The organism is Geobacillus sp., from assembly GCF_017515625.1.
Lineage (GTDB): Bacteria > Bacillota > Bacilli > Bacillales > Anoxybacillaceae > Geobacillus > Geobacillus stearothermophilus.
Genome location: NZ_JAFWFM010000096.1, coordinates 1 through 26978, shown reverse-complemented (window position 1 = coordinate 26978; position 26978 = coordinate 1). Strand labels below are relative to the sequence as shown.

Below are 26978 nucleotides of genomic sequence, written 5' to 3'. Positions count from 1 at the left end.
ACGTTATTCATAAATTGAAAGAAATGAACATTGAAGTAAACAATCATATGGCCATGCTCTAGGCCGATGTCGTCGAAAAGCTTGACCATCAATACCGCCCAAAGGCCGAAAAGAAAACCGAAACCAAAAATGAAAAGAAAGCGGAAAAGAAAACCGACAAGCCGAAGCGGCCGATGCCGGCGAAGACGGCCGATTTCTCGGATGAGGAAATTTTTGACGATGTAAAAGAAGCGGCCAAGCCGGCCAAGAAAAAAGGGGCGGCGAAAGGGAAAGAAACAAAACGAACGGAGGCGCAGCAGCAAGAAAAGAAAGCGTTCCAAGCGGCGAAGAAGAAAGGAAAAGGGCCGGCGAAAGGGAAAAAACAAGCGGCTCCGGCCGCGAAGCAGGTGCCGCAGCCGGCGAAAAAAGAAAAAGAGCTGCCGAAGAAAATTACGTTCGAGGGTTCGCTCACCGTGGCCGAGCTGGCGAAAAAATTGGGCCGCGAGCCGTCGGAAATTATTAAAAAGCTGTTTATGCTTGGTGTGATGGCGACGATCAACCAAGACTTGGACAAAGATGCGATCGAGCTCATCTGCTCCGACTACGGCGTTGAAGTGGAAGAAAAGGTGACCATTGACGAAACGAACTTTGAAGCGATTGAAATTGCCGATGCTCCGGAAGACCTGGTTGAACGGCCGCCGGTTGTCACGATCATGGGGCACGTCGACCATGGGAAAACGACGCTTCTTGATGCGATCCGCCATTCGAAAGTGACTGAGCAAGAAGCGGGCGGCATTACGCAGCACATCGGCGCTTACCAAGTCACCGTCAATGACAAAAAAATTACGTTCCTCGATACACCAGGCCATGAAGCGTTTACGACGATGCGGGCGCGCGGCGCGCAAGTGACCGATATCGTCATCCTTGTCGTCGCAGCCGATGACGGGGTCATGCCGCAGACGGTTGAGGCGATCAACCATGCCAAGGCGGCAAACGTGCCGATCATCGTCGCCATTAACAAAATGGATAAACCGGAAGCGAACCCGGACCGCGTCATGCAAGAGTTGATGGAGTACAACCTCGTTCCGGAAGAATGGGGCGGCGATACGATTTTCTGCAAGCTGTCAGCGAAAACGAAAGAGGGCCTCGATCATCTGTTGGAAATGATTTTGCTTGTCAGCGAGATGGAAGAATTAAAAGCCAATCCGAACCGGCGCGCGGTCGGAACGGTCATTGAAGCGAAGCTCGACAAAGGGCGCGGCCCGGTGGCGACGCTGCTCGTTCAAGCCGGCACGCTCAAAGTCGGCGATCCGATCGTCGTCGGCACGACGTACGGGCGTGTGCGGGCGATGGTCAATGACAGCGGGCGGCGCGTCAAGGAAGCGGGGCCGTCGATGCCGGTGGAAATTACCGGGCTGCACGACGTGCCGCAAGCCGGCGACCGTTTCATGGTGTTTGAGGATGAGAAAAAGGCGCGGCAAATCGGGGAAGCGCGGGCGCAGCGGCAGCTGCAGGAGCAGCGGAGCGTGAAAACGCGCGTCAGCCTCGACGATTTGTTTGAACAAATCAAGCAAGGCGAAATGAAAGAGCTGAACTTGATCGTCAAAGCCGATGTTCAAGGATCGGTTGAGGCGCTGGTTGCCGCCTTGCAAAAAATCGATGTCGAAGGCATGCGGGTGAAAATCATCCATGCGGCGGTCGGCGCCATCACCGAATCGGATATTTCACTGGCGACGGCATCGAACGCTATCGTCATTGGCTTTAACGTCCGCCCGGATGCGAATGCGAAGCGCGCCGCTGAATCGGAAAAAGTCGACATCCGCCTCCATCGCATCATTTACAACGTCATTGAGGAAATTGAAGCGGCGATGAAAGGGATGCTCGACCCGGAATACGAAGAGAAAGTCATCGGCCAAGCGGAAGTGCGGCAAACGTTCAAAGTGTCCAAAGTTGGCACGATCGCCGGCTGCTATGTCACCGACGGCAAAATCACCCGCGACAGCAAAGTGCGCCTCATCCGCCAAGGCATCGTCGTGTACGAAGGCGAAATCGATTCGCTCAAACGGTATAAAGACGATGTGCGCGAAGTGGCGCAAGGATATGAGTGCGGCTTGACGATCAAAAACTTCAATGACATTAAAGAAGGGGACGTTATTGAAGCGTACGTCATGCAGGAAGTGGCTCGGGCATGATCGGCTTTGCCGCATGCGAATGTCTCATTTATAACGCCCGCTCGCTGAAGGACAAACGGGCCGTCCTGCAGCGGGTGCTGACAAGGATTCGGCAAAAGTACAACGTCTCTGTGGCTGAACTCGATTATCAAGACGCATGGCAGCGGGCGAAAATCGGCCTTGTCGCCATCGCGTCGAGCCGAATGGCGGCTGAGCGGGAACTCGAGCGGGCCTTGGCCTTGATCGATTCGTTCCCCGAGTTGGAGCGGGCGTCCACATCATTTGAGTGGTTGTAAACCGAGGTGATGGATGATGAACATACGGGCAACTCGCGTTGGCGAGCAAATGAAAAAAGAGTTGAGCGACATTATCGGCCGCAAGCTGAAAGACCCGCGCATCGGTTTCGTCACCGTCACCGATGTGCGCGTCACCGGCGATTTGCAGCAAGCGAAAGTGTACATTAGCGTCTTAGGCGATGACGAGCAGCGGGAGAACACGCTGAAAGCACTGGAAAAGGCGAAAGGATTCATCCGTTCGGAAATCGGGCAGCGCATTCGCCTGCGCAAAACGCCGGAAATTTTGTTTGAGATCGATGAAACGATGGAATACGGCAGCCGCATTGAGCGGCTGATCCGCGAAATTTCCGACGGCGACCGCCGCCGGCCGGAAGAGGCGGAGGATGGTCCAAACAATGGATAGACGAACCGTCTATCCATTTCCGTTGCGCGAGTATAGACAGGGAAAGGGTGCGCCGATGGACGGGGTATTGCTGCTCAACAAACCAAAAGGAATAACGTCGCACGACTGTGTGGCAAAGGTGCGCCGCCTGCTTGGGGTAAAAAAAGTTGGCCATACCGGCACGCTCGATCCAAACGTGTCCGGCGTCCTGCCGCTTTGCCTTGGCAAAGCGACGCGCATTGCGGAATTTCTTACCGGAGCGACGAAAACGTACGAAGGGGAAGTGACGCTCGGTGCAACGACGACGACCGAAGACGCCGACGGTGACGTCGTTGCCGTCCGGCCGGTCGAGCGGCCGATTGCGCGGGTGGAAATCGAAGCCGTTTTCCGCCGCCTTATCGGGGAAATCGAGCAAACGCCGCCCATGTATTCGGCGGTGAAAGTCGGCGGCAAAAAGCTGTATGAATATGCGCGCGCCGGCATCGAGGTGGAGCGCCCGACGCGGCGCGTGACGATTTACGAGCTCGAGCTGCTCGATGATCGCGAGCAGTTTGCCGGGGAGACGGTGTCATTTCGCTTTCGCGTCACATGCAGCAAAGGCACGTATATCCGCACGCTCGCAGTGACGGTCGGCGAGCAGCTCGGCTATCCGGCTCATATGTCCGATCTCATCCGCACAGCGTCCGGCCCGTTTCGGCTTGAAGATTGTGTGACGCTGGAAGAAGTCGAGCGCCGGGCGGCCGACGGAACGGCCGCCGCCTTGCTCATTCCGATCGAGCAAGCGCTTTTTCATTTGCCGAAATATGAAATCAATGATAAAGTAGCAGAGAAAGTAAAAAACGGGGCGCTGCTCCGGCTTCCCGCCTTTTTGCATGCGCTTGACGGGCCGGTCGTGCTCGTGACGCCCGAGCGGGAGGCGCTGGCCCTGTATGTAAAGCATCCGGCGCGCCCGGGCTTGATGAAACCGCTCAAAGTGTTTCGTTGACGCCGGGCGAAGCGCGGAAAAAAAGTAAGGTGGGTTATGGACATGGAAACGATATTTCTTTCGCATCCGCATCGCTTTGAGCGCCAGGCGCTTCCCCCGGCGGTGATGGCGCTCGGCTATTTTGACGGCATTCACCTTGGCCACCAAAAAGTGATCCGGACGGCGGTCGAGATTGCGAATGAACGCGGATACGAAAGCGCGGTGATGACGTTTCATCCTCATCCGTCCGTCGTGCTTGGCAAACAACCTGAGCTTCGTCTCATTACCCCGCTTAACAAAAAAGAGCAGTTGGTTGCGGCGCTTGGCGTGAATCGACTGTATATCGTCGAATTTACACCGGCGTTCGCCAACCTGCCGCCGGAGCAGTTTGCCGATCAATATTTGGATGGGCTTCATGTCAAGCACGTCGTCGCCGGTTTTGATTTCACTTATGGCCGGTTCGGAAAAGGGACGATGGAGACGATGCCGCTTCATGCGCGCGGCCGCTTTGGGCAAACCGTTGTTCCAAAGCTGGCCGTCGACGGGGAAAAGGTGAGTTCGACAAGGGTGCGGAAGCTCATTGAAGAAGGGGCGGTCGATCAGCTCCCCCGCCTCCTCGGCCGTTTTTATGACATCGAAGGGACGGTTGTCGCCGGGGAGCAGCGCGGGCGGACGATCGGGTTCCCGACGGCCAACATTGCGTTAAATGGCGACTACCTATTGCCGGCGGTCGGCGTTTACGCCGTCAAAGCGACCGTTGGCGGCCGGACGTACGAAGGGGTGGCGAACATCGGCTACAAACCGACGTTCCATGCGGCGCGCGAAGGGTTGCCGAGCGTGGAAGTGCATTTGTTTGCGTTCGCGCGCGACATTTACGGGGAAACGGTGACGGTTGAGTGGCACCGCCGCCTGCGGAGCGAGCGCAAGTTTGCCGGCGTCGCCGAGCTGGCGGCGCAAATTGCCCGCGACAAGGAAGAAGCAAAACAGTATTTCCGGCGTTTGGACGAAAAGACTTGCATTTTGCCGGAAAAAGAGGTATTCTAATCAGTGTATGCGAACCGTTGCTTGGCCAGGCGACTCACCGACGCCCGCTCGGCAACCGGGGATCGAAGACTAGGGAGGTGAACCATGATGGCATTGACGCAAGAGCGCAAACGCGAAATCATCGAACAATTCAAAGTCCATGAGAACGACACCGGTTCTCCGGAAGTGCAAATTGCGATTTTGACAGAGCAAATCAACAATTTGAATGAGCATTTGCGCGTCCATAAAAAAGACCATCATTCTCGGCGCGGCCTGCTGAAAATGGTCGGGAAACGCCGCCGGCTGTTGGCCTACTTGCGCAATAAAGATGTGGCGCGCTACCGTGAAATAGTTGAGAAACTTGGATTACGTCGATAAAAAAGCGGGAGCATTCCCGCTTTTTTGCTAGTTTATAGGCGCCGTTTGCGCGGCGATGATACAATAGCGCCAATTCGTCTATACTAATCATCAGCAGATCCCTTATTTTTGTACATAGAGAGGAGTACTCGTCTGTATGGAACAAGAGAAACGCGTGTTTTCCATCGATGTGGCTGGACGCCCGCTCGTCATTGAAACCGGCGAACTGGCAAAACAGGCGAACGGGGCGGCGCTCGTCCGCTACGGCGATACGGTGGTGCTGAGCACGGCCACCGCATCGCGGGAAGCGAAAAATGTGGACTTTTTCCCGCTGACGGTCAACTACGAGGAGCGGCTGTACGCGGTCGGGAAAATTCCGGGCGGGTTTATTAAACGGGAAGGCCGCCCAAGCGAGAAAGCGATTTTGGCGAGCCGGCTCATCGACCGGCCGATCCGCCCGTTGTTTGCCGAAGGATTCCGCAACGAAGTGCAAGTCGTATCGATGGTCATGAGCGTCGACCAAGACTGCTCCCCGGAAGTGGCGGCGTTGATCGGTGCGTCTACGGCGTTGACGATTTCCGACATTCCGTTTGAAGGACCGATCGCCGGTGTCATCGTCGGCCGCGTCGATGGCCAGTTTGTCATCAATCCGACGGTCGAGCAGATGGAAAAAAGCGATCTGCATCTTGTCGTCGCTGGGACGAAAGATGCCATCAACATGGTCGAAGCCGGCGCGGATGAAGTGCCGGAAGAAGTGATGCTCGAAGCGATCATGTTCGGCCACGAAGAAGTCAAGCGGCTCATTGCTTTCCAAGAGGAAATTGCCGCCCAGGTCGGCAAAGAAAAAATGGAAGTCGTCTTGTATGAACCCGATCCTGAGTTGGAGGCGGAAATCCGCCAACTTGCGGAAGCAGATATTAAGCGGGCGGTGCAAGTGCCGGAAAAACTGGCGCGCGATGCTGCCATCGAGGATGTAAAAGCGGGCGTTATCGCCAAGTACGAAGCGGAAGAGGCGGATGAAGAGAAGCTGAAGCAAGTGCAGGAAATTTTGCACAAGCTTGTGAAAGAAGAAGTGCGCCGTTTGATTACAGTTGAGAAAATCCGTCCGGACGGGCGCAAAGTCGATGAAATCCGCCCGCTGTCGTCGGCGGTCGGCGTCTTGCCGCGCACGCACGGGTCGGGCTTGTTTACGCGCGGCCAAACGCAAGTGTTGAGCGTTTGTACGCTCGGGGCGCTCGGCGATGTACAAATTTTGGACGGGCTTGATTTGGAAGAATCGAAACGGTTCATGCATCATTACAACTTCCCGCCGTTTTCCGTCGGCGAAACCGGGCCGATGCGCGGGCCGGGGCGGCGCGAAATCGGACACGGCGCGCTTGGGGAGCGGGCGTTGGAGCCGGTCGTGCCGTCGGAGCGCGAGTTTCCGTACACGATCCGCCTCGTTTCGGAAGTGCTCGAGTCAAACGGATCGACATCGCAGGCGAGCATTTGCGCGAGCACACTGGCGATGATGGATGCCGGGGTGCCGATTAAAGCGCCGGTCGCCGGCATTGCCATGGGGCTGGTGAAACAAGACGATCATTACACAATTTTGACCGACATTCAAGGCATTGAAGACCATCTCGGCGATATGGACTTCAAAGTCGCCGGCACGAGAAAAGGCGTCACCGCCCTGCAAATGGACATTAAAATTAAAGGGCTGACGCGCGACATTTTGGAAGAGGCGCTCATGCAGGCGCGCAAAGGGCGCTTGGAAATTTTGGACCATATGATGCAAACGCTCAGCGAGCCGCGCAAAGAGCTGTCCAAATATGCGCCGAAAATTTTGATCATGCACATCAATCCGGATAAAATCCGCGAGGTCATTGGGCCGAGCGGCAAACAAATCAATAAAATCATCGATGAAACCGGCGTGAAAATCGATATCGAGCAAGACGGCACGATTTTCATCTCCTCTGTCGATGAAGCGGCCAACCAAAAAGCAAAGCAAATCATCGAAGACATCGTCCGCGAAGTCGAAGTGGGGGAAGTGTATTTGGGCAAGGTGAAACGGATCGAAAAATTCGGCGCGTTCGTCGAGCTGTTCAACGGCAAGGACGGGCTCGTCCACATTTCCGAGCTGGCCGAGGAGCGGGTCGGCAAAGTGGAAGACGTCGTGTCGATCGGCGATGAAATTTTGGTGAAGGTGACCGAAATCGATAAACAAGGGCGCGTCAACTTGTCGCGCAAAGCGGTGTTGCGCGAGCAGCGCGGCATTGCCGAGCCGCCGCGGGAAAAACGCGGAAGACGGCCGGAGCGCCAACGCATGAAGCCTTAGGAATTTGTTTCTTAAGGCTCTTTTGCTATGTTCTAACTTGTCTCCCGTAGACATATGGTTGTAGTAGTGAAAAAGGAGGGGGACAAGGGTGAACAACGGCTATGCCCGATACATGGCGCTAGCGGTCATGTTTCTCATCGCTTGGATGGCGGTTCAGTGGCCTCCGGTCGGCGGCTACATCGAGAGCTGGCGCCCGGTGGAAATGACCGCCATGAAAGAACGCGACAAACTGTACGAGACGATTGTCAAGCAGGCGAAGCAATACGAAATTCCCGCCCAGGATGCGGTCATTGATAAAGTGTGGAAGGCGACGCCGGGGTACAACGGGCTCGCTGTCGATATTGACGCCTCTTATGAAAACATGAAGAAAACGGGAACGTTCGATGAACGAAAACTCGTGTTCCGCCAAGTGCCGCCGCGCGTTCATTTGGATGACTTGCCGCCGGCGCCGATCTATCGCGGCCACCCCGACAAACCGATGGTCTCGCTGCTCATCAACGTGGCCTGGGGGGAAGAATACATCCCCGATATGCTTGAGACGTTGAAAAAACACGGGGTGAAGGCGACGTTCTTTTTGGAAGGGCGATGGGTAAAAAACCATCCGGAGATGGCAAAAATGATAGCAGATGCCGGCCATGAAATCGGCAACCATTCCTACAGCCATCCGGATATGAAAACGCTCAGCAGCGAAGCGGTCCGCCGCGAACTGGAAAAGACGAATGAAGTCATTGAAGCGGCGACGTCGGTCAAATGCAAATGGTTTGCCCCGCCGAGCGGCAGCTACCGTGATGACGTCGTCAACATCGCCGCCGAGCTCGGCATGAAGACGATCATGTGGAGCGTTGATACAATTGATTGGCAAAAACCGTCGCCATCTGCTATAGTGAAACGGGTAACATCAAAAATCCATCCCGGCGCCATGATTTTGATGCATCCGACGATGCCGACGGCGGCCGCACTCGATGAGCTGATCGCCTCGATCAAGCGGAAAGGCTATGCCATCGGCAGCCTGACAGCCTTATTCGACGAGAAAAGACTGGCCAAAAAACAGGAGGAACATGGAGTTGATTAACAAGTACACGTGCAAAAACGGCGTGCGAATCGTGCTGGAGCAAATTCCGACTGTAAGGTCGGTGGCCATCGGCGTATGGATCGGCACAGGTTCGCGCAATGAGACGGAACAAAACAACGGCATTTCCCACTTTTTAGAGCACATGTTTTTTAAAGGGACGGCAACGCGCACGGCCCGGGATATCGCCGAAGCGTTTGACAGCATCGGCGGGCAAGTGAACGCCTTTACGTCGAAAGAGTATACGTGCTATTACGCCAAAGTGTTGGACGAACATGCACCGCTCGCGTTGGAAATGCTTGCCGATATGTTTTTTCACTCGACGTTCGTTGAGGATGAGCTGCAAAAAGAGCGGAACGTGGTGCTTGAGGAAATCAAAATGTACGAAGACACGCCGGATGACATCGTCCACGATTTGCTCGGCAAGGCATGCTATGCGGGTCATCCGCTCGGCTACCCGATTTTAGGAACGGAAGAGACGTTGCGCACGTTTACGGGGGACACGTTGCGCCAATATATGGCCGACTACTATACTCCGGATCGCGTTGTCGTTTCCGTTGCCGGCAATGTCGATGAGCGGTTTATCACTGAAGTCGAACGTTATTTCGGCTCGTTCACTGCGTCCCGCAAGCCCGCTCCGTCAGGGACGCCGACGTTTGTGCCGCAAAAGCTCGCGCGCAAAAAAGACACGGAGCAGGCGCACGTATGCATCGGGTTCAACGGCCTGCCGGTCGGCCACCCGGATGCGTATCCGCTTCTGATCCTCAACAATATTTTAGGCGGCAGCATGAGCAGCCGGCTGTTTCAAGAAGTGCGCGAACAGCGCGGATTGGCGTATTCGGTGTTCTCGTACCATTCCGCCTACCAAGACAGCGGCTTGCTCGCCATTTACGCCGGCACGGGGAGCAGCCAGCTTGACGTTTTGTTTGAAACGATCCAACGGACGCTGCGCCAGTTGAAAGAAGACGGTATTACGGAAAAAGAGCTGCATAACAGCAAAGAACAGATGAAAGGAAGCTTGATGCTTGGGCTTGAAAGCACGAACAGCCGCATGAGCCGCAACGGCAAAAACGAACTTCTTCTCGGCCGCCATCGGTCGCTTGACGAGATTATCGAGGAAATTGAAAGCGTCACGGTGGAAAAAGTGAATGAGCTGGCGCGCACCGTTTTTACCGATGATTACGCGCTCGCCTTAATCAGCCCGGATGGCGTGCTGCCGCGCCCGCTTCGATCGTAGCCGCCTGTCGGGCATAAAAAAAGCTAACGACCCGTTGTGAGGTTGTTAGCTTTTTTCGTTTGGCGCGCCCGTCATTCTTGTTCCGGAGCGTCGATCATCACCATATCGGCGCCGATTTTGCGAATATACTTCCACGGCACGCGAATTTCCTGCCCGTCTTTGCGAAACCCGAACCATTTTCCAGTCGGGATGAGCAACGCTTCGATTTGCCCTGTTTGCTCGTTGATTTCCAAATCCGTTTGCCCAAGCACCCCAAGCCGCTCCGCCCGCCGCACATCGACGATTTCTTTGCCGCTTAATTCACTCAGCCTCACGCTGATTCCCCCTTCCCCCTTCCCTCTTCCCTACTTCTATTGTAAGAAACGGGCGGGCAAAAAATGCCGCCCGCCAATGGCCAATTTTTCCGCCAAGAGCATTCACCTATATTTTTCTTCCAACATAAGATGGGAAAAGAAACGGAGCAGTTTGCCAGTAAAGAAGGTGACGAGGACATATGATGCTGACAGGAATGCATGTCGCCATCATCGGCGGTGATGCGCGGCAACTTGAAGTGATTCGCAAGCTTGTTGAACTGGACGCCAAATTGTCGCTTGTCGGCTTTGACCAGCTCGCCCACCATTTTACCGGGGTGACGAAGATGTCGATCGAGGAGGTCGATTTTGCCGACCTGGATGCGATCATTTTGCCGGTTCACGGCACGACATTGGATGGCAAGGTCAACAGCGTGTTTTCCCACGAACCGATTCCGTTCACGGAAGAGATGGTGCAAAAAACAGCCAAGCGGTGCACCGTTTATTCCGGCATCAGCAACTCGTATTTAGACGAACTGATGAAAAAGACCGGGCGCAAATACATCCAGCTGTTTGAGCGCGATGATGTCGCCATTTACAACTCGATCCCAACCGCTGAAGGAACGGTGATGATGGTGATCCAGCACACCGATTTTACGATTCACGGTTCCCGCATCGCCGTTTTAGGATTGGGGCGCGTCGGCATGACCGTCGCCCGGACATTTGCCGCTTTGGGGGCAAAAGTGAAAGTCGGGGCGCGCCGGTCGGAACATTTGGCCCGCATTACGGAAATGGGGCTTGAACCGTTTCATTTAAATGATTTGGAAAAAGAAGTGCGCGATATCGACGTTTGTGTTAACACCGTCCCCCATTTGATTGTAACGGCGAGCGTCATCGCGAAAATGCCGGCCCATACGCTGATCATCGATTTGGCGTCAAAGCCGGGCGGCACCGATTTTCGCTATGCTGAAAAGCGCGGAGTGAAAGCCATCTTGGCGCCTGGGCTGCCGGGGGTCGTCGCGCCGAAAACGGCCGGACAAATTATCGCCAACGTCTTGGCGCAGCTTTTGTATCAAGATTTACAGAAACGGAAGGAGAATAAACAATGAGCGAAAAAAGCCTGAAGGGGAAGCGGATCGGCTTCGGCCTGACTGGATCGCACTGCACGTATGACGCTGTGTTCCCGGAAATTGAAAAACTCGTGAATGAAGGGGCGGAGGTGCTGCCAATCGTCACGTATACGGTGAAGACGACGAACACCCGGTTTGGCGAAGGGGAAGAGTGGGTGAAAAAACTCGAGCAATTGACCGGGAACGAGGTGATTGACACGATCGTCAAGGCTGAACCGCTCGGGCCGAAAATCCCGCTCGACTGCATGGTCATCGCGCCGCTGACCGGCAACTCGATGAGCAAGCTGGCAAACGCCATGACCGATTCACCGGTGTTGATGGCCGCCAAGGCGACGATGCGCAACCACCGCCCGGTCGTGCTCGGCATTTCCACGAATGACGCCCTCGGCCTAAACGGCGTCAATTTGATGCGGCTGATGGCGGCGAAAAACATTTACTTCATCCCGTTTGGCCAAGATGCTCCGCACGCCAAACCGAACTCGATGGTGGCGCGCATGACGCTCCTGCATGACACTGTGCTTGCCGCCTTGGAAGGAAAGCAGCTGCAGCCAGTTGTGATCGAACGGTTCCGTTACAACGACTAACGGAGGGTGTGGAAAATCGACACCGGACAGAAAAATTTTCTCTCGTCCGCAGCGGAATGTGATAAAATAAAGACTATGAATTCATCTCTTTAGAGTGACGATGTGGAAGGAGAATGGCTGATGGCTGAAAAACAATACCATGTCGCTGTCGTCGGAGCCACGGGGGCAGTCGGACAACAAATGGTGCGGACGCTTGAAGACCGGAACTTCCCGGTCGGAACATTAACGTTGTTATCGTCAGAACGCTCGGCTGGCAAAAAAATGCGCTTCCGCGGCAGAGAGATTGAAGTGCAGGCCGCCGCGCCCGAGCGCTTTGATGGGGTTGATATCGCCTTATTCAGCGCTGGCGGCGCAGTGTCGAAAGCATTGGCGCCGGAGGCGGTTCGGCGCGGGGCGATTGTCATCGACAACACGAGCGCATTCCGGATGGAGGAAAACGTGCCGCTTGTCGTCCCGGAAGTGAACGAAAGCGATTTGACATGGCATAACGGCATCATCGCCAATCCGAACTGCTCGACGATTCAAATGGTCGTGGCGCTTGAGCCGATTCGGAAGGCGTTCGGCTTATCCCGCGTCATCGTTTCCACGTACCAGGCCGTCTCGGGAGCAGGGGCGCAGGCGATTGAAGAGCTGTACGAGCAGACGAAAGCGGTGCTTGACAATAAGCCGTTCGAGGCAACCATTTTGCCGGTCAAATCGGACCGGAAGCATTACCCAATCGCGTTTAACGCCATTCCGCAAATCGATAAGTTTCAAGATAACGGGTTTACGTTCGAAGAGATGAAAATGATCAACGAAACGAAAAAAATCATGCATATGCCCGAGCTGAGCGTCGCGGCGACGTGCGTACGCATTCCGGTGGCGAGCGGGCATTCGGAGTCGGTGTATATCGAGATCGAGCAAGACGGCGTCACGGCTGCCGATTTGCAAGCGGTGCTGCGCGAGGCGCCGGGCGTCGTTCTCCAAGACGATCCGAGCGAACAGCTGTATCCGATGCCGGCCAACTGCGTCGGCCAATACGACGTCTTTGTCGGCCGCATCCGCCGCGATTTGGACAACAGCCGCGCCTTTCATTTATGGATTGTTGCCGACAACTTGCTAAAAGGGGCTGCTTCAAATTCCGTGCAAATTGCCGAAAGTTTGCTGAAGCTCGGGCTCATTTAACGAGCATCGGGGGGTTATCATGAAAATCATTGTTCAAAAGTTCGGCGGCACGTCCGTCCGCGACGAACGCGGGCGAAACTTGGCGCGCCGCCATATTGAAAACGCGCTTGAAGATGGGTACAAAGTCGTCGTCGTTGTATCAGCGATGGGCCGCCAAGGCGATCCGTATGCGACCGACACGCTTCTTGGCTTGATCGGCGGAGCCCGTCACCATGTGACGAAGCGCGAGCAAGATATGCTTATGGCGTGCGGGGAAATCATTTCGAGCGTCGTGTTCAGCAACTTGCTGAACGAACACGGCATCAAGGCGACGGCGTTTACCGGCGCGCAAGCCGGATTTCGCACGACCAGTGATCATACGAACGCCAAAATTGTTGAAATGCGCTGCGAACGGTTGCTTGAAGCGCTTCGGGAATACGACGTCGTCGTCGTCGCCGGCTTTCAAGGCATGGCGGAAAACGGAGACATCACAACGCTCGGGCGCGGCGGGAGCGATACATCGGCCGCGGCGCTCGGCGCGGCGCTAAACGCCGAGTGGGTTGACATTTTTACCGATGTCGATGGCGTGATGACGGCCGACCCGCGTATTGTCGAAAATGCTCGGCCGTTGGAAGTTGTCACCTATACGGAAATTTGCAATATGGCGTACCAAGGGGCGAAAGTGATCCATCCGCGCGCGGTGGAAATCGCCATGCAGGCGAAAGTACCGCTGCGCATCCGTTCAACGTATTCCGATGGGCCAGGGACGCTCGTTACGTCATCGGTGCGCGGTCAAAGAGGAAGCGATGTGAAAGAGCGTCTCGTCACGGGCATTACGTACGTCGCCAATGTGACGCAAATGAAAGTGTTGGCAAAAGAAGGGCATTATGAACTGCAGTCGGATGTATTTCAGGCGATGGCTCACGAAGGAATCAGCGTCGACTTTATCAACATTTCACCGTACGGCGTCGTCTATACGGTGAGCGGAGATATGACGGAAAAAGCGATAGCCGCTTTGCGCCGCATTGGCTATGATCCGGTTGTGACGCCCCGCTGCGCCAAAGTGTCGGTCGTTGGCGCCGGCATTGCCGGTGTGCCAGGAGTAACGGCCAAAATCGTCACCGCTCTATCGGAGCAAGGCATTCAAATTTTGCAATCGGCAGACAGCCATACGACCATTTGGGTATTAGTCAAACAAGACGATATGGAAAAGGCCGTCAATGCCTTGCACGACGCCTTTTGCTTGTCCGAGGCCAAACAGGACGAATGATCAACCGATTTGAAAATGAGGAGTGAAAACCGTGGTTCAGTTCGGGAATGTCGTCACTGCGATGGTCACTCCCTTTGACCGAAAAGGAAACTTAGATTTAGCGAAAACGACAGAACTCGTCAACTATTTGCTTGACAACGGCACGGATGCGCTTGTTGTCGCAGGCACGACCGGCGAATCGCCGACGTTGACGACGGAAGAGAAAGTCGCACTGTTCCGCCATGTCGTTTCCGTCGTCAATGGCCGCGTGCCGGTTATTGCTGGGACGGGAACGAACAATACGCGCGCCTCGATCGAGCTGACGAAACGGGCGGAAGAAGCAGGCGTCGACGCTGTCATGCTTGTGGCGCCATATTACAACAAACCGAATCAAGAAGGGCTGTATCAGCATTTTAAAGCGATCGCTGAGAGCACGCCGCTGCCGGTCATGTTGTACAACGTGCCGGGGCGCACGTCGGTCAACCTCGCTCCTGAGACCGTCATTCGGCTGGCAGCGATTCCGAATATTGTCGCGGTCAAAGAAGCCGGCGGCAATTTAGAAGCGATGGCGGAAATCATTGAACGCACGCCGGACGATTTTCAACTGTATAGCGGCGATGACAGCTTGACGCTGCCGGTGTTGGCGATCGGCGGCGCCGGCGTGGTTTCTGTTGCATCGCACATCATCGGCAACGAAATGCAACAAATGATTCGTGCATTCCAGGCCGGCGACCATCAAGCCGCCGCCGCGTTGCACCGGAAATGGCTGCCGCTCATGAAAGGGCTGTTCGCTGCGCCGAGCCCGGTGCCGGTGAAAACCGCCCTGCAGTTGCGCGGCTTGGATGTCGGCTCGGTGCGCCTTCCGCTCGTTCCGCTCACCGAGCAGGAGCGAAACGAGCTCAGCCGTCTGCTTGATGCTTGATGGCCATATTCGTGCAGCAAATGACCCCAGCGTCGGTTCGGACGTTGGGGCTTTTTTGTCGAGACGGTGAAATGCGCCGGCTCGTTCATGAACCATCTTGTGTTTTTTGGCATCAATTCGTTATAATAAAGGCAAGTGACTTTGAGCGGGTTAGCATCACAATTGGGAGGACGCAGCCTTGAAATCCAAAATAAAGCCAGTAGAGAAAATACGCATTTTTGCCCTTGGGGGAGTCGGGGAAATCGGCAAAAACATGTATGTCGTCGAATTGGACGAGGACATTTTCGTCCTCGATGCCGGGGTGATGTTCCCGGAAGATGAGATGTTTGGCATTGACAAAGTCATCCCGGACATTGCCTACTTAATTGAACGGCAGCACCGCATTCAGGCGATTTTTCTCACTCACGGGCATGAGGAGCATATGGGAGCGATCGCCTACGTGCTCAAGCAGCTGTCTGTGCCAGTCTACGGGACGAAGCTGACGCTCGGGTTGGCGGAAGCGATTTTAAAAGAGCAAGGCATTGCAAACGCCAAACTGAATGAAATTCATCCTGACGCTGAACTGCTGTTTGACAAAGCAAAAGTGACGTTTTTCCGCACGATCCACAGCATCCCCGATTCCATCGGCATCAGCCTGCATACATCGCAAGGGGCGATCGTGTACACGAGCGATTTTAAATTTGACCAGACGCCGTATGGCAATAATCGCGCCGACTTGGGGAAAATGGCGCAAATCGGCGAACAAGGGGTGCTTTGTCTTTTGTCGGACAGCACGAATGCCGAGCGTCCGGGCTACAGCGGCTCTGATACAGCCGTCGCCCATGAGATTGCAGATGTGATCGGCCACGCGAAAGGGCGCGTGTTTGTCGCCTGCTATGCTTCGAACATTACGCGCATCCAACAAGTGCTTTACGCCGCCAAGCAGTACGGGCGCAAGGTGGCGGTGATCGGCAAAACGCTGCATAAAATTATGGACATCGCCGTCCGCCTCGGTTATTTGCATCTGCCGGATAAGGTGACGATTTCTGCCTACGACTTGGACCGCTATGGGGATGATGAACTCGTCATTTTGACGACCGGGGGTCATGGCGAGCCGATGAGCGCGCTTTGGCGCATGGCGCGGCAGGCGAACAAGCAGGTGAACATTAAAGAAGGAGACACCGTCATCGTCGCTGCTTCTGTCATGCCGGGGTATGAGCTTGGGTTTTCGAAAACGATCGACGCCCTATACCGGGCTGGGGCGAACGTCATTTACCACAATCGGCAAGTGCACGTGTCCGGGCACGGCTGCCAAGAAGAGCTTAAGCTCATGCTTAATTTGATGAAGCCGAAATATTTCATCCCGGTGCATGGGGAGTACCGAATGCAAAAGGCGCACGCCCGGTTGGCGAAGGCGGTCGGCATCTCGGAAGAGCGGACGTTTTTGCTTGACAAAGGTGAAGTGGTCGAATTTCGCGGCGGAGCCGCCCGCCCTGGCGGTAAAGTGCCGTACGGCAACATTTTAATCGATGGCCTCGGCATCGGCGACGTCGGCAACATTGTGTTGCGCGACAGGCGTTTGTTGTCGCAGGACGGCATTTTGATCGCCGTGGTGACACTAAACAAAGAAGCGAAAACGATTGCTGCTGGACCGGAAATCATATCGCGCGGATTCGTTTATATGCGCGAGGCGGAGACGCTGTTGGAAGAGGCTGAGCAAATGGTGTCGGAGATCATTAAGCGCTGTCTGGAATCATACATGCTGGAATGGTCATCGTTAAAGGCGAACATTCGCGAGGCGCTAAGCCAGTTTTTGTTTGAGAAAACGAAGCGAAAGCCGATGATTTTGCCGATTATTATGGAGGTATAACGCAATCATGCTCAAAGTCCAATGGAAATGCTGGAAACGGTGAACCGTTGCCGGCATTTTTCTTTTTCTTTTCGGCCGTACTAAACGTATGACCGATAGAAAGGAGAAGGAATCGATGGACAAGGAGCGTTACCTTCAGGAAGAGACGGAAGAAAAACCGGAAACGAAAACGGAAGAGGCCACTGCTACCATCACCCAGCTTGGGCAGACGAATGTCCCGCAAATGGAACCGGATACGAACATTCATTGTCTGACGATTGTCGGCCAAATTGAAGGTCATATTCAGCTGCCGCCGCAAAACAAGGCGACAAAATACGAACATGTGATCCCACAAATCGTCGCCATTGAGCAAAATCCGAAAATCGAAGGGCTGCTCGTCATTTTAAATACGGTCGGCGGTGATGTGGAGGCCGGGCTTGCGATTGCGGAAATGCTCGCTTCGCTGTCAAAACCGACCGTTTCCATCGTGCTTGGCGGCGGCCATTCGATCGGCGTGCCGATCGCCGTTTCGTGCAACTATTCGTTCATCACTGAGACGGCGACGATGACGATTCATCCGATCCGTTTGACGGGGCTTGTCATTGGCGTTCCGCAGACGTTTGAGTATTTGGATAAAATGCAGGAACGCGTCGTCCGCTTCGTAACGAAGCATTCCAACATTAGCGAGGAGAAGTTTAAAGAGCTCATGTTTTCCAAAGGCAATTTGACGCGCGACATCGGCACGAACGTCGTCGGTCCCGATGCGGTCCGGTACGGCTTGATCGATGAAGTGGGCGGTGTCTCACAGGCCATGGCGAAGCTGCGCCAGCTGATCGAAGCGAAAAAAGGCGGCGAAGGGAAGATGATCCAATGATTTTGTACACGATCATGCCGGAACATTTGGTGTTCCCGGTCGATGCGGCCGCGTATGAAAAGCAAAAGCTAGTGCATTACGAAGGCATCCCGTTGCTCGTCCAAATGACCGATACGGGCGAATATGAAATCGTGCAAAACTTAAGCACCAACCCCTATCATTTTTTAAACGCCAAGTATGCGCCAGGGGTGCGGTTTCCGGTTTCTGTCGCAACATCGTAATGAATTGTCAAGTTGTTCATGATATAATAATAGACAAACAGAAAAAAGCAGCCATTGTTGGCTGCTTTTTCCGGCTTGCCAATTCATTCATGTTGGAGTGAGCGATCATGGCGAAACGAAAGCGACAAAAAAAAGGAAAAACGCCAAAGAAACAGTCATGGACGGAGACAATTCGCTTTGAATTGATCGGTCTCGGGCTGCTGGCTGTTGCCGTTGTGGCGATGGCTCGCCTCGGGCTTGTCGGGGAAACATTCGTGCTTGTCGGCCGCTTTTTTTTCGGCGAATGGTACATGCTGTTAATAGGGGGAGTGTTCATTTTATCGCTCATCCTCATTTGGAAACAATCGTGGCCGTCATGGGCGAGCCGTCCGTTTGTCGGCGTGTCAGTCATCACAGCGGCGCTTTTGCTGCTAAGTCACGAGAAGTTATTTGAGCTCATGTCGCGGCGCGGTGAGCTTGATCCGAGCGTCATCCGGACGACGTGGGCGATGTTTTGGAACGAGGCGGGCGGAAAGGAGTCCCATGCCGACCTAGGCGGCGGAATGGCTGGCGCTCTGTTGTTTGCCGCCAGCTATCAGCTGTTTGATTCGCTCGGGACAAAATGGATTTGTTTTCTGCTGTTTGTAGTCGGCTTTGTCGTATTGACCGGGAAATCGCTGCGCGAAACGATCGGACAGATAGTTGTTGGGGCGGCCGCGCTTGTGCGGAAGGAATGGCTGGCGTTCGTCGCCGATGTGAAACAATGGCTCGCGGGGAGAAAACGGCGAGCGAGTGTAGAACGAGGCCGGCGTTCACGGCGGACGGCCGCCTATCCGGCCGAGGAATCGGCAGAAGCCGGGGCTGCTGAGGCGGACGACGAATTGCTTTCGCCGCCGCCGATCATATCCGATTTTGCCGCCGTCCGGGCGGCCGCCGAGCCGGAAGAAGAGAAACAGCTGCCTGTGGAAGATGACGACAGCGAAGGGGGGGCATCCCCGCCGTTGGCGTTTTCCGAGCATGAAAATGCCAATTACGATTTGCCGCCGCTTGAACTTCTCCGTCCGCCAAAGCCGGCTGGGCAGTCGACCGACCATGCGAATATTTATGCCAATGCGCGCAAGCTGGAAAAAACGTTCCAAAGCTTTGGCGTTAAAGCGAAAGTGACGCAGGTGCACCTTGGCCCGGCGGTGACAAAATATGAAGTGTACCCGGACGTCGGGGTGAAAGTAAGCAAAATCGTCAGCTTAAGCGACGACTTGGCGCTCGCCTTGGCGGCGAAAGACATCCGCATTGAAGCGCCCATCCCCGGCAAGTCCGCAATCGGCATCGAAGTGCCGAACGAGGAGATCGCCACCGTCTCGCTGCGCGAAGTGCTGGAGGCGGTCGAGCACACAAGGTCCGAATCCAAGCTGTTGATCCCGCTCGGGCGCGACATTTCCGGGGAAGTCGTTGCCGCCGAGTTGAACAAAATGCCGCATTTGTTGATCGCCGGCGCTACCGGGAGCGGGAAAAGCGTCTGTATCAACGGCATTATCGTCAGCCTGCTCATGCGCACCAAGCCCCATGAAGTGAAGTTGATGATGATTGACCCGAAAATGGTCGAGCTAAGCGTCTACAATGGCATTCCGCATCTGTTGACGCCGGTCGTCACCGATGCGAAAAAAGCGGCTCAAGCGCTGAAAAAAGTCGTCCAAGAAATGGAACGGCGCTACGAGCTATTTTCCCATACCGGCACGCGCAACATTGAAGGGTATAACGAGCATATCCGTCAGCAGAACGAAGCCGCGCTGGAGCAGCAGCCGCTTTTGCCATATATCGTCGTCATCATTGACGAACTGGCTGACTTGATGATGGTCGCTTCGTCAGATGTGGAAGAGGCGATCACTCGGTTGGCGCAAATGGCGCGCGCGGCCGGCATTCACTTGATCATCGCCACTCAACGCCCGTCGGTTGACGTTATCACGGGCGTCATTAAGGCCAACATTCCGTCACGCATCGCGTTCAGCGTCTCATCGCAAATTGACTCACGCACCATTCTCGATGTGGGCGGGGCGGAAAAACTTCTCGGCCGCGGCGACATGCTGTTTTTGCCCATGGGCGCGTCCAAACCGGTGCGCGTGCAAGGCGCATTTGTGTCCGATCAAGAAGTGGAAGACGTCGTCCAATTTGTCATCGGCCAGCAGCAGGCCCAATATTACGAGGAGATGATCGTACCGGAAGAGGAGGCGAACGCATCGGCCTTCGAAGACGACTTGTATGAAGAGGCCGTCCGCCTTGTTGTGGAAATGCAAAGCGCTTCTGTGTCGATGCTGCAGCGCCGCTTCCGCATTGGCTACAACCGCGCCGCCCGGCTGATCGACGCCATGGAGGAGCGAGGCGTCGTCGGTCCGTACGAAGGGAGCAAACCGCGCGCGGTTCTTTGGTCGAAAGAAGATTTGAAAAAGACGTCGTAGCACTCGGCGGAAAATGGGCCTCAGAGCATTTTGTCAGAAAAGCGCTGGCGTCACGAGGTTTTTCCATTGAACATGGGCTGAAATCAACAGTCTTTTGCGCTGCATCGCAAGCCCTGATCGCTAAGCAGGCAGGTCGATGCCACCTGCCTGCCAATCGTATGCCACATTGGAATCGCTTTCATAAACATATCTTTTTTTTCGACAAAATTTGATAACCCTATTTATTTGGCCAGTAAAAAATGATATAGTAGTCTCAGAAAGGTTATATGTCTAATGTCAGAGGTCTGACTCTTACAGGAGATCATGTGGAGGACGTTGTCATGTCAATCAAATCAGACAACCGCCATCTGTACTTGCAAGTCATCGACCGTTTGAAACACGATATTGAAACTGGCGTGTACAAAGAAAAGCAAAAGCTGCCGTCTGAGTTTGAGCTTGCCAAACAGCTTGGCGTCAGCCGGGCGACATTGAGGGAAGCGCTCAGGGTGCTGGAAGAAGAAAACATTATCATCCGCCGCCACGGCGTCGGAACGTTTGTCAACGCCCGGCCGCTGTTTACGTCCGGCATCGAGCAGCTCTCAATCATCACGGACATGATCCGCCAAGCCGGACGAAAACCGGGAACGATTTTTTTGTCTTCTTCCATCCAGCTGCCGACAGAAGACGATATGCGCCGTTTTCAATGCCGCCCGGACGACGAGATTTTGTTGATCGAGCGGGTGCGCACCGCCGACGGGGAGCCGGTCGTCTATTGCCTCGATAAAATTTTGAGCAAGTATTTGCCAAAAGGCATTTCGTACGAACACGAATCGTTGTTTGAAAACTTGCACAACCAAACGCATCGCGACATCGCCTATGCGGTCGCGCGCATCGAGCCGCTCGGCTATCATGAAAAAGTGTCGCCGATTTTGCAATGCGACCCGGAAACGGCGCTGCTTGTGCTCAAGCAAATGCATTTCGACAAAAACGACGAGCCGATTTTTTATTCCGTCAACTACTTCCGCTCCGACAAGTTCAGCTTCCATGTCATGCGGAAGCGGTTCAGCTTTTAAGGGGGTGAAAATGGGTACATAGAAAGAGAGCGGAAGCTTTATACTAATTAAAGAACAAATTTTCAAGCCAGGGGGTAGTGAATGTGAAAAAGCGAATCGGATTGGTGTTGTCCGTCCTGTTTGCCGCCGGCACGCTACTTAGCGCCTGCGGACAAGCCGGCAACAATGCGGGAGGCGGCAATCAGAAAGATACGTTCAGTGTCGCCATGGTCACCGACGCCAGCGGCATTGACGACAAATCGTTCAACCAGTCGGCTTGGAAAGGGCTGCAAAAGTTCGGCAAAGACAACGGGTTAGAAAAAGGCCGCGGCGGCTACGACTACTTGCAGTCATCGAGCGACGCTGACTATGCCACGAACTTAAACAAGCTCGTGCGCAGCGACTTTGACTTGATTTTCGGCATCGGGTATTTGATGGGCGACGCGGTGAAAGAAGTCGCGAAGCAAAACCCGAAAAAACATTTCGCCATCGTCGACACGGTTGTTGATGAGCCCAATGTCGCCAGCATCACGTTCAAGGAGCATGAAGGCTCGTTCCTTGTCGGCGTTGTTGCCGGTTTGATGACGAAAACGAATAAAATCGGCTTTGTCGGTGGGATGGAGATTCCGTTGATCGAAAAATTCGAAAGCGGATTCCGCGCCGGCGTGAAAGCGGTCAATCCGAAGGCGACTGTGGAAGTGCAATACGCCGGGGCGTTCGACCAAGCGGATAAAGGGAAAGCGATCGCCTCGAGCATGTACGCGTCTGGCATCGACATCATCTACCATGCAGCTGGAGCGACTGGGAACGGCGTCTTCTCGGAAGCGAAAGATTTGAAGAAGAAAGATCCGAACCGCGAAATTTGGGTCATCGGTGTTGACAAAGACCAAGCGCCGGAGGGAGAAGTGAAAGTCGGCGGCAAAACGTACAACGTAACGCTCACTTCGATGGTGAAACGCGTCGACGTCGCTGTCTATGACACGGCGAAACGGGCGAAAGAGGGTGACTTCCCGGGCGGCAAAACGATTGAGTACGGGTTGCCGGAAAATGGGGTTGGCATTGCCCCGACGCAAGGCAACATTCCGGAGAACGTGTTAAAAACCGTTGACGAATGGAAGCAAAAAATCATCAAAGGCGAAGTGAAAGTTCCGACAAACCGGAAAGAGTACGAGCAATTCGCTGCGACGATCAAGTGACGAACAACGGCGAAGAAGGCTAGCGCGAGCCGCTAGCCTTCTTCAAAATCGTCAACTACCCCCACTTCGCGAACGCTTGAAGAGGGGGCTTGCCACTCCCCAGAAGTGCAAACGGACTTCGTCCTCCTTCCTTGACTTGGGGTTGCATCAGGGGGCAGGTTGACCGCTGCCCAACGACGCAGGTCATGCCTGCATCGTTGCCGATTCTCTCGGTGTGTCTGTTGGCAGTACTTGGCTTCCACACACAACAGACGGACCTACGCTCGATGTTTGACGGTTACAACGTTTCCTGCAGCCAACTCCACCCATCGAGCAGCCGTGATTGGAGTGCCTTTATTGAACGGTTTTCTCCACGTCTTTATTCGATCATACACAAAAGAAAGGGGGAACGCGCATTCCTCTCCCACTTACTCCCTTTGGTCGTTGAAGTGGGAGTCTCCTGCGCGAAATAGGATGAAGGGCGGCCGTTTCGCTGTCGCCTTTCATTTTGTGATTTTGACCTTGCTTGAGTAAGGAGTGAATCGCTTGGAATACGTGATTGAAATGCTCAATATCCGCAAAGTGTTTGGCACGTTTGCCGCCAATGACAACATTACGCTGCAAGTGAAAAAGGGGGAGATACACGCTCTGCTTGGCGAAAACGGGGCCGGCAAATCGACGCTCATGAACGTGCTGTTCGGTTTATACCAGCCGGACGGCGGCGAAATCCGTGTGAAAGGAAAGCCGGTGCGCATCACCGACCCGAACGTCGCCAACGATCTTGGCATCGGCATGGTGCATCAGCACTTTATGCTCGTCGATACGTTCACGGTGACGGAAAACATCATCTTAGGCAGCGAACCGACGCGGGTCGGAACGATCGATATGAAGCGGGCGGAGCGGGAAGTGCGCGAATTGTCGGAACGATATGGACTCGCGGTCGATCCAACAGCGAAGATCGCCGACATTTCCGTCGGCATGCAGCAGCGCGTGGAAATTTTAAAGACGCTTTACCGCGGCGCCGATATTTTGATTTTTGACGAACCGACAGCGGTGTTGACGCCGCAGGAAATCCGCGAGCTCATCCAAATTATGCGCACGCTCGTCCGCGAAGGAAAATCCATCATTTTAATTACACACAAACTTAAAGAAATTATGGAAGTGTGCGACCGCGTCACCGTCATCCGCCGCGGCAAAGGAATTGCGACGCTCAATGTGGCGGAGACGAATCCGAACGAACTGGCGGCGCTCATGGTCGGCCGCGAGGTGCAGTTTACGACCGCTAAGAAACCGGCTGAGCCGGGAAAACCGGTGTTGGAAATTAAAGACTTAGTCGTCAAGGACGCGCGCGGGATCAAAGCGGTCAACGGTTTGAACTTGACGGTGCACGCCGGCGAGATCGTCGGCATTGCTGGAGTTGACGGCAACGGCCAGACCGAGCTCATTGAAGCCATAACCGGGTTGATCAAAGCTGAATCAGGGACAATCCGCCTCAACGGCCGAGACATTACGAATTTGCCGCCGCGCAAAATCATCGAAGCCGGCGTCGGCCATATTCCGCAAGATCGGCATAAGCACGGGCTTGTCCTTGACTTTCCGATCGGCGAAAACATGGTGCTGCAAACCTACTATCAGCCGCCGTACTCGAAACGGGGTCTGTTGAATTTTCAAGCCATTTACGAAAAAGCGCGCCAGCTCATCCGCGAATTTGACGTGCGCACGCCGGATGAATATACGAAGGCGCGGGCGCTGTCGGGCGGAAACCAGCAAAAAGCGATCATTGGCCGCGAAGTTGACCGCGACCCGGATTTGTTGATCGCCGCCCAGCCGACAAGGGGGCTTGACGTCGGCGCGATCGAGTTTATCCATAAGCGGCTCATCGAACAGCGCGACCGCGGCAAAGCGGTGCTGCTCGTCTCATTTGAGCTCGATGAAGTCATGAACGTCAGCGACCGGATCGCCGTTATTTATGAGGGGAAAATTGTCGCCATCGTCGATCCGAAAGAGACGACGGAACAAGAGCTCGGGCTGCTGATGGCTGGAAGTAAACGGAAGGAAGCAGGTGTGTCGTGATGAAGTCAAACCGTCTCCAGCAATTGTTGATTCCTGTATTGGCCGTCTTGCTCGGCATGGCTGCCGGATCCATCGTCATGCTCGTGAGCGGCTACAACCCGATCGCTGGGTTTTACGCTCTCGTGTACGGGGCATTTGGCGATACGTACTATATCGGCGAAACGATCCGCCAGACGACGCCGTACATTTTAACCGGGTTGGCGGTGGCGTTTGCTTTTCGCACCGGCTTGTTTAACATCGGGGTCGAAGGGCAGCTGATCGTCGGCTGGCTGGCGGCCGTCTGGGTCGGCGTGTCGTTCGACTTGCCGAAAATCATCCATTTGCCGCTCGCCATTTTGGCGGCCGCCCTCGCCGGAGCGCTTTGGGGGCTGATCCCAGGCGTGCTAAAGGCGTATTTAAAAGTGCATGAAGTCATTATTACGATTATGATGAACTATATTGCTTTGCATGTAACGAACGCCATCATCCGTTCCGTTTTGTCCGATGAGGGATTTAAATCAAAGCCGGTGAAAGAAAGCGCATCGCTTCACTCCGACTTTTTTGATGCCATTACGTATCATTCCACCATGCATTACGGCATTTTCATCGCTGTCGCCGCCGCATTTGTCATGTGGTTTTTGCTTGAGCGGACGACGAAAGGGTTTGAGCTGCGGGCGGTCGGGTTCAACCAGCATGCCTCCCAGTATGCCGGCATGAACGTGCGCGCCAACATCATTTTAGCGATGGTCATCTCCGGCGCTTTTGCCGGCGTCGCCGGGGCGATGGAGGGGCTTGGCACATTTGGAAACATCTCGACGAAAGCCGGCTTTACCGGCCTCGGGTTTGACGGCATCGCCGTCGCCCTGATCGGCGGCAACAACGCGTTTGGCATTTTGCTCTCCGCCTTGTTGTTTGGCGCCTTAAAAGTCGGGGCGTTGGAAATGCCATCAAGCGCCGGCGTGCCGACCGAACTCGTCGATATTATTATCGCGCTCATCATTTTCTTTGTGGCATCGAGCTATATGATTCGCTGGCTGTTATCTCGCTGGCAAAAGGGGGCGGAGTAAGTGAGCATGTATGACGTGTTGCAGACGATTATCCCGACAGCGATTTTCTTTGCGGCTCCCCTCATTTTCACGGCGCTTGGCGGTGTGTTCAGCGAACGGTCCGGCGTCGTCAACATCGGGCTTGAAGGATTGATGACCATCGGCGCGTTTGTCGGCATCGTCTTTAATTTGACGTTTGCCGATCGGTTTGGCGAATGGACGCCGTGGCTTGCCTTATTGGCTGCCATGGTGGTCGGCGCTGTATTTTCCCTGCTGCACGCTGTCGCGTCGGTTACCTTTCGCGCCGACCAAGTCGTCAGCGGGGTGGCGATCAACTTTTTGGCGCTTGGCCTGTCGCTGTTTTTAGTCAAAAAAATGTACGGCAAAGGCCAGACCGACCAAATTCAAGTCGGGTTTGACAAAATCGATGTGCCGGTGTTGAGCGACATCCCGGTCATCGGCCCGCTGTTATTCTCCAATGCGTATGTGACGTCGTACATCGCCATTTTGTTGGCGTTTGTCTCTTGGTATGTGATTTATAAAACGCCGTTTGGCCTGCGGCTGCGTGCGGTCGGCGAACATCCGATGGCGGCGGATACGATGGGGATTCATGTCGCCAAAATGCGCTACATCGCCGTCATGATCAGCGGGGCGCTCGGCGGTTTGGGCGGTGCGGTATACGCGACGATCATTTCCCGCGATTTTAGCCATGCGACGATTTCTGGGCACGGATTTATGGCGCTCGCCGCCATGATTTTTGGCAAATGGCATCCGATCGGCGCGATGGGAGCGGCGCTCTTTTTCGGACTGGCGCAAAGCTTAAGCATTGTCGGGCAAACCATTCCGTTTTTGAAAAACGTTCCGACGGTTTACTTGCTCATCGCCCCGTACGTGCTCACCATTTTGGCGCTCGCCGGCTTCATCGGGCGGGCGGAGGCGCCGAAAGCGGCCGGCACGCCATATATCAAAGGGAAACGGTAGAACTTGCAGCTGTCCGGCGCAACCGGACAGCTGTTTTTCATTCCCATGATGGCAATGTTTCCAAGCGCATCGGACGAACTAGGCGGATTTGTTTGCATTTGTCGCTTGGCAACAGGTATATTGTTGATAAGACATCTCACAATAAGCATGCCGCCCATTTTGCGACAGAAAAGGAGCATTCCCGTTAGGAGCTTTTCCGGGGACTTGATCAAAAAAAGCCCTCTT

At 54.6% G+C, this 26978-nt stretch carries 23 protein-coding genes and 1 pseudogene; 23 read left to right on the top strand and 1 reads right to left on the bottom strand.

Annotated elements, in window-relative coordinates:
• The 9 genes and pseudogenes from infB to IKE44_RS06120 form a co-directional block, all read left to right on the top strand.
• A pseudogene (infB, locus tag IKE44_RS06160) lies at nucleotides 1-2171 on the top strand (translation initiation factor IF-2); the annotation flags it as partial.
• Complete coding sequence (locus tag IKE44_RS06155) at nucleotides 2168-2446, top strand: DUF503 domain-containing protein (protein WP_033008081.1); 279 nt, start codon at nucleotides 2168-2170, stop codon at nucleotides 2444-2446. The pseudogene infB and the gene IKE44_RS06155, both read left to right, overlap by 4 nt.
• Before the next feature lie 16 nt (nucleotides 2447-2462).
• Entirely contained in the window at nucleotides 2463-2849 is a 387-nt protein-coding gene (rbfA, locus tag IKE44_RS06150; protein WP_033008079.1) for a 30S ribosome-binding factor RbfA, read from the top strand.
• A 55-nt stretch (nucleotides 2850-2904) separates the two neighbouring features.
• Nucleotides 2905-3813, top strand: a complete 909-nt coding sequence (gene truB / locus IKE44_RS06145; RefSeq protein WP_287465329.1) for a tRNA pseudouridine(55) synthase TruB — start codon at nucleotides 2905-2907, stop codon at nucleotides 3811-3813.
• 36 nt (nucleotides 3814-3849) lie between these two features.
• Nucleotides 3850-4836 (top strand): bifunctional riboflavin kinase/FAD synthetase, encoded by a 987-nt coding sequence (ribF, locus tag IKE44_RS06140; RefSeq protein WP_049624696.1) that lies wholly within the window; start codon nucleotides 3850-3852, stop codon nucleotides 4834-4836.
• 87 nt (nucleotides 4837-4923) lie between these two features.
• Nucleotides 4924-5193 (top strand): 30S ribosomal protein S15, encoded by a 270-nt coding sequence (rpsO, locus tag IKE44_RS06135; RefSeq protein ID WP_033016867.1) that lies wholly within the window; start codon nucleotides 4924-4926, stop codon nucleotides 5191-5193.
• A 136-nt stretch (nucleotides 5194-5329) separates the two neighbouring features.
• Nucleotides 5330-7489: a polyribonucleotide nucleotidyltransferase gene (gene pnp, locus IKE44_RS06130; RefSeq protein WP_033016835.1), complete on the top strand. Its 2160-nt coding sequence runs from the start codon at nucleotides 5330-5332 to the stop codon at nucleotides 7487-7489.
• Nucleotides 7490-7577: 88 nt separating this feature from the next.
• A complete protein-coding gene (locus tag IKE44_RS06125) occupies nucleotides 7578-8561 on the top strand; it encodes a polysaccharide deacetylase family protein (RefSeq protein WP_049624698.1) in 984 nt (327 codons plus the stop codon).
• Complete coding sequence (locus IKE44_RS06120; protein ID WP_033016833.1) at nucleotides 8548-9795, top strand: M16 family metallopeptidase; 1248 nt, start codon at nucleotides 8548-8550, stop codon at nucleotides 9793-9795. Before IKE44_RS06125 ends, IKE44_RS06120 begins: the two co-directional genes overlap by 14 nt.
• A gap of 71 nt (nucleotides 9796-9866) precedes the next feature.
• Here the strand turns inward: IKE44_RS06120 and IKE44_RS06115 are convergent, their stop codons facing one another.
• Nucleotides 9867-10109 (bottom strand): YlmC/YmxH family sporulation protein, encoded by a 243-nt coding sequence (locus IKE44_RS06115; protein WP_033008066.1) that lies wholly within the window; start codon nucleotides 10107-10109, stop codon nucleotides 9867-9869.
• Between the two features lie 179 nt (nucleotides 10110-10288).
• Between IKE44_RS06115 and dpaA the strand changes: the two genes are divergently transcribed.
• From dpaA to IKE44_RS06045, 14 genes are all read left to right on the top strand, one after another.
• The gene (gene dpaA, locus IKE44_RS06110) at nucleotides 10289-11194 is read left to right on the top strand and encodes a dipicolinic acid synthetase subunit A (RefSeq protein ID WP_287465325.1); all 906 of its coding nucleotides are present in this window, start codon (nucleotides 10289-10291) and stop codon (nucleotides 11192-11194) included.
• Entirely contained in the window at nucleotides 11191-11799 is a 609-nt protein-coding gene (locus IKE44_RS06105; RefSeq protein WP_033016831.1) for a dipicolinate synthase subunit B, read from the top strand. Before dpaA ends, IKE44_RS06105 begins: the two co-directional genes overlap by 4 nt.
• 120 nt (nucleotides 11800-11919) lie before the next feature.
• On the top strand, nucleotides 11920-12963 hold the full coding sequence (gene asd / locus IKE44_RS06100) for an aspartate-semialdehyde dehydrogenase (protein ID WP_033008061.1): 1044 nt from the start codon (nucleotides 11920-11922) through the stop codon (nucleotides 12961-12963).
• Between the two features lie 19 nt (nucleotides 12964-12982).
• On the top strand, nucleotides 12983-14212 hold the full coding sequence (dapG, locus tag IKE44_RS06095; RefSeq protein WP_053532331.1) for an aspartate kinase: 1230 nt from the start codon (nucleotides 12983-12985) through the stop codon (nucleotides 14210-14212).
• 31 nt (nucleotides 14213-14243) lie between these two features.
• Complete coding sequence (dapA, locus tag IKE44_RS06090) at nucleotides 14244-15113, top strand: 4-hydroxy-tetrahydrodipicolinate synthase (protein ID WP_033008058.1); 870 nt, start codon at nucleotides 14244-14246, stop codon at nucleotides 15111-15113.
• A gap of 178 nt (nucleotides 15114-15291) precedes the next feature.
• Nucleotides 15292-16962, top strand: coding sequence for a ribonuclease J (locus tag IKE44_RS06085; protein WP_033016829.1), 1671 nt, complete (start codon nucleotides 15292-15294; stop codon nucleotides 16960-16962).
• A 115-nt stretch (nucleotides 16963-17077) separates the two neighbouring features.
• Nucleotides 17078-17815, top strand: coding sequence for a ClpP family protease (locus tag IKE44_RS06080; RefSeq protein WP_033016828.1), 738 nt, complete (start codon nucleotides 17078-17080; stop codon nucleotides 17813-17815).
• Nucleotides 17812-18036 carry a YlzJ-like family protein gene (locus IKE44_RS06075; RefSeq protein WP_033008053.1) on the top strand — a complete coding sequence of 75 codons (225 nt, stop codon included), beginning with the start codon at nucleotides 17812-17814 and terminating at the stop codon, nucleotides 18034-18036. The genes IKE44_RS06080 and IKE44_RS06075 overlap by 4 nt, the downstream gene beginning before the upstream one ends.
• Nucleotides 18037-18143: 107 nt before the next feature.
• On the top strand, nucleotides 18144-20468 hold the full coding sequence (locus IKE44_RS06070) for a DNA translocase FtsK (RefSeq protein ID WP_033016827.1): 2325 nt from the start codon (nucleotides 18144-18146) through the stop codon (nucleotides 20466-20468).
• A 320-nt stretch (nucleotides 20469-20788) separates the two neighbouring features.
• On the top strand, nucleotides 20789-21520 hold the full coding sequence (locus tag IKE44_RS06065) for a GntR family transcriptional regulator (RefSeq protein ID WP_055358430.1): 732 nt from the start codon (nucleotides 20789-20791) through the stop codon (nucleotides 21518-21520).
• Nucleotides 21521-21603: 83 nt separating this feature from the next.
• Nucleotides 21604-22695: a BMP family lipoprotein gene (locus tag IKE44_RS06060; RefSeq protein ID WP_049624701.1), complete on the top strand. Its 1092-nt coding sequence runs from the start codon at nucleotides 21604-21606 to the stop codon at nucleotides 22693-22695.
• Between the two features lie 525 nt (nucleotides 22696-23220).
• Complete coding sequence (locus IKE44_RS06055; RefSeq protein ID WP_287465320.1) at nucleotides 23221-24747, top strand: ABC transporter ATP-binding protein; 1527 nt, start codon at nucleotides 23221-23223, stop codon at nucleotides 24745-24747.
• Nucleotides 24747-25793 carry an ABC transporter permease gene (locus tag IKE44_RS06050; RefSeq protein ID WP_044741264.1) on the top strand — a complete coding sequence of 349 codons (1047 nt, stop codon included), beginning with the start codon at nucleotides 24747-24749 and terminating at the stop codon, nucleotides 25791-25793. Before IKE44_RS06055 ends, IKE44_RS06050 begins: the two co-directional genes overlap by 1 nt.
• Nucleotides 25794-26753 carry an ABC transporter permease gene (locus tag IKE44_RS06045; RefSeq protein WP_049624703.1) on the top strand — a complete coding sequence of 320 codons (960 nt, stop codon included), beginning with the start codon at nucleotides 25794-25796 and terminating at the stop codon, nucleotides 26751-26753. It begins immediately after the preceding gene.
• Nucleotides 26754-26978 lie beyond the last annotated feature (225 nt).

Coding starts and splice junctions, on each gene's coding strand:
- pnp (WP_033016835.1), top strand. CDS start 5,330: ATGGAACAAGAGAAACGCGTGTTTTCCATCGATGTGGCTGGACGCCCG.
- IKE44_RS06080 (WP_033016828.1), top strand. CDS start 17,078: ATGGACAAGGAGCGTTACCTTCAGGAAGAGACGGAAGAAAAACCGGAA.
- IKE44_RS06050 (WP_044741264.1), top strand. CDS start 24,747: ATGAAGTCAAACCGTCTCCAGCAATTGTTGATTCCTGTATTGGCCGTC.
- IKE44_RS06105 (WP_033016831.1), top strand. CDS start 11,191: ATGAGCGAAAAAAGCCTGAAGGGGAAGCGGATCGGCTTCGGCCTGACT.
- IKE44_RS06070 (WP_033016827.1), top strand. CDS start 18,144: ATGGCGAAACGAAAGCGACAAAAAAAAGGAAAAACGCCAAAGAAACAG.
- truB (WP_287465329.1), top strand. CDS start 2,905: ATGGACGGGGTATTGCTGCTCAACAAACCAAAAGGAATAACGTCGCAC.
- rpsO (WP_033016867.1), top strand. CDS start 4,924: ATGGCATTGACGCAAGAGCGCAAACGCGAAATCATCGAACAATTCAAA.
- IKE44_RS06075 (WP_033008053.1), top strand. CDS start 17,812: ATGATTTTGTACACGATCATGCCGGAACATTTGGTGTTCCCGGTCGAT.
- ribF (WP_049624696.1), top strand. CDS start 3,850: ATGGACATGGAAACGATATTTCTTTCGCATCCGCATCGCTTTGAGCGC.
- dpaA (WP_287465325.1), top strand. CDS start 10,289: ATGATGCTGACAGGAATGCATGTCGCCATCATCGGCGGTGATGCGCGG.
- IKE44_RS06065 (WP_055358430.1), top strand. CDS start 20,789: ATGTCAATCAAATCAGACAACCGCCATCTGTACTTGCAAGTCATCGAC.
- asd (WP_033008061.1), top strand. CDS start 11,920: ATGGCTGAAAAACAATACCATGTCGCTGTCGTCGGAGCCACGGGGGCA.
- IKE44_RS06120 (WP_033016833.1), top strand. CDS start 8,548: ATGGAGTTGATTAACAAGTACACGTGCAAAAACGGCGTGCGAATCGTG.
- rbfA (WP_033008079.1), top strand. CDS start 2,463: ATGAACATACGGGCAACTCGCGTTGGCGAGCAAATGAAAAAAGAGTTG.
- IKE44_RS06155 (WP_033008081.1), top strand. CDS start 2,168: ATGATCGGCTTTGCCGCATGCGAATGTCTCATTTATAACGCCCGCTCG.
- dapG (WP_053532331.1), top strand. CDS start 12,983: ATGAAAATCATTGTTCAAAAGTTCGGCGGCACGTCCGTCCGCGACGAA.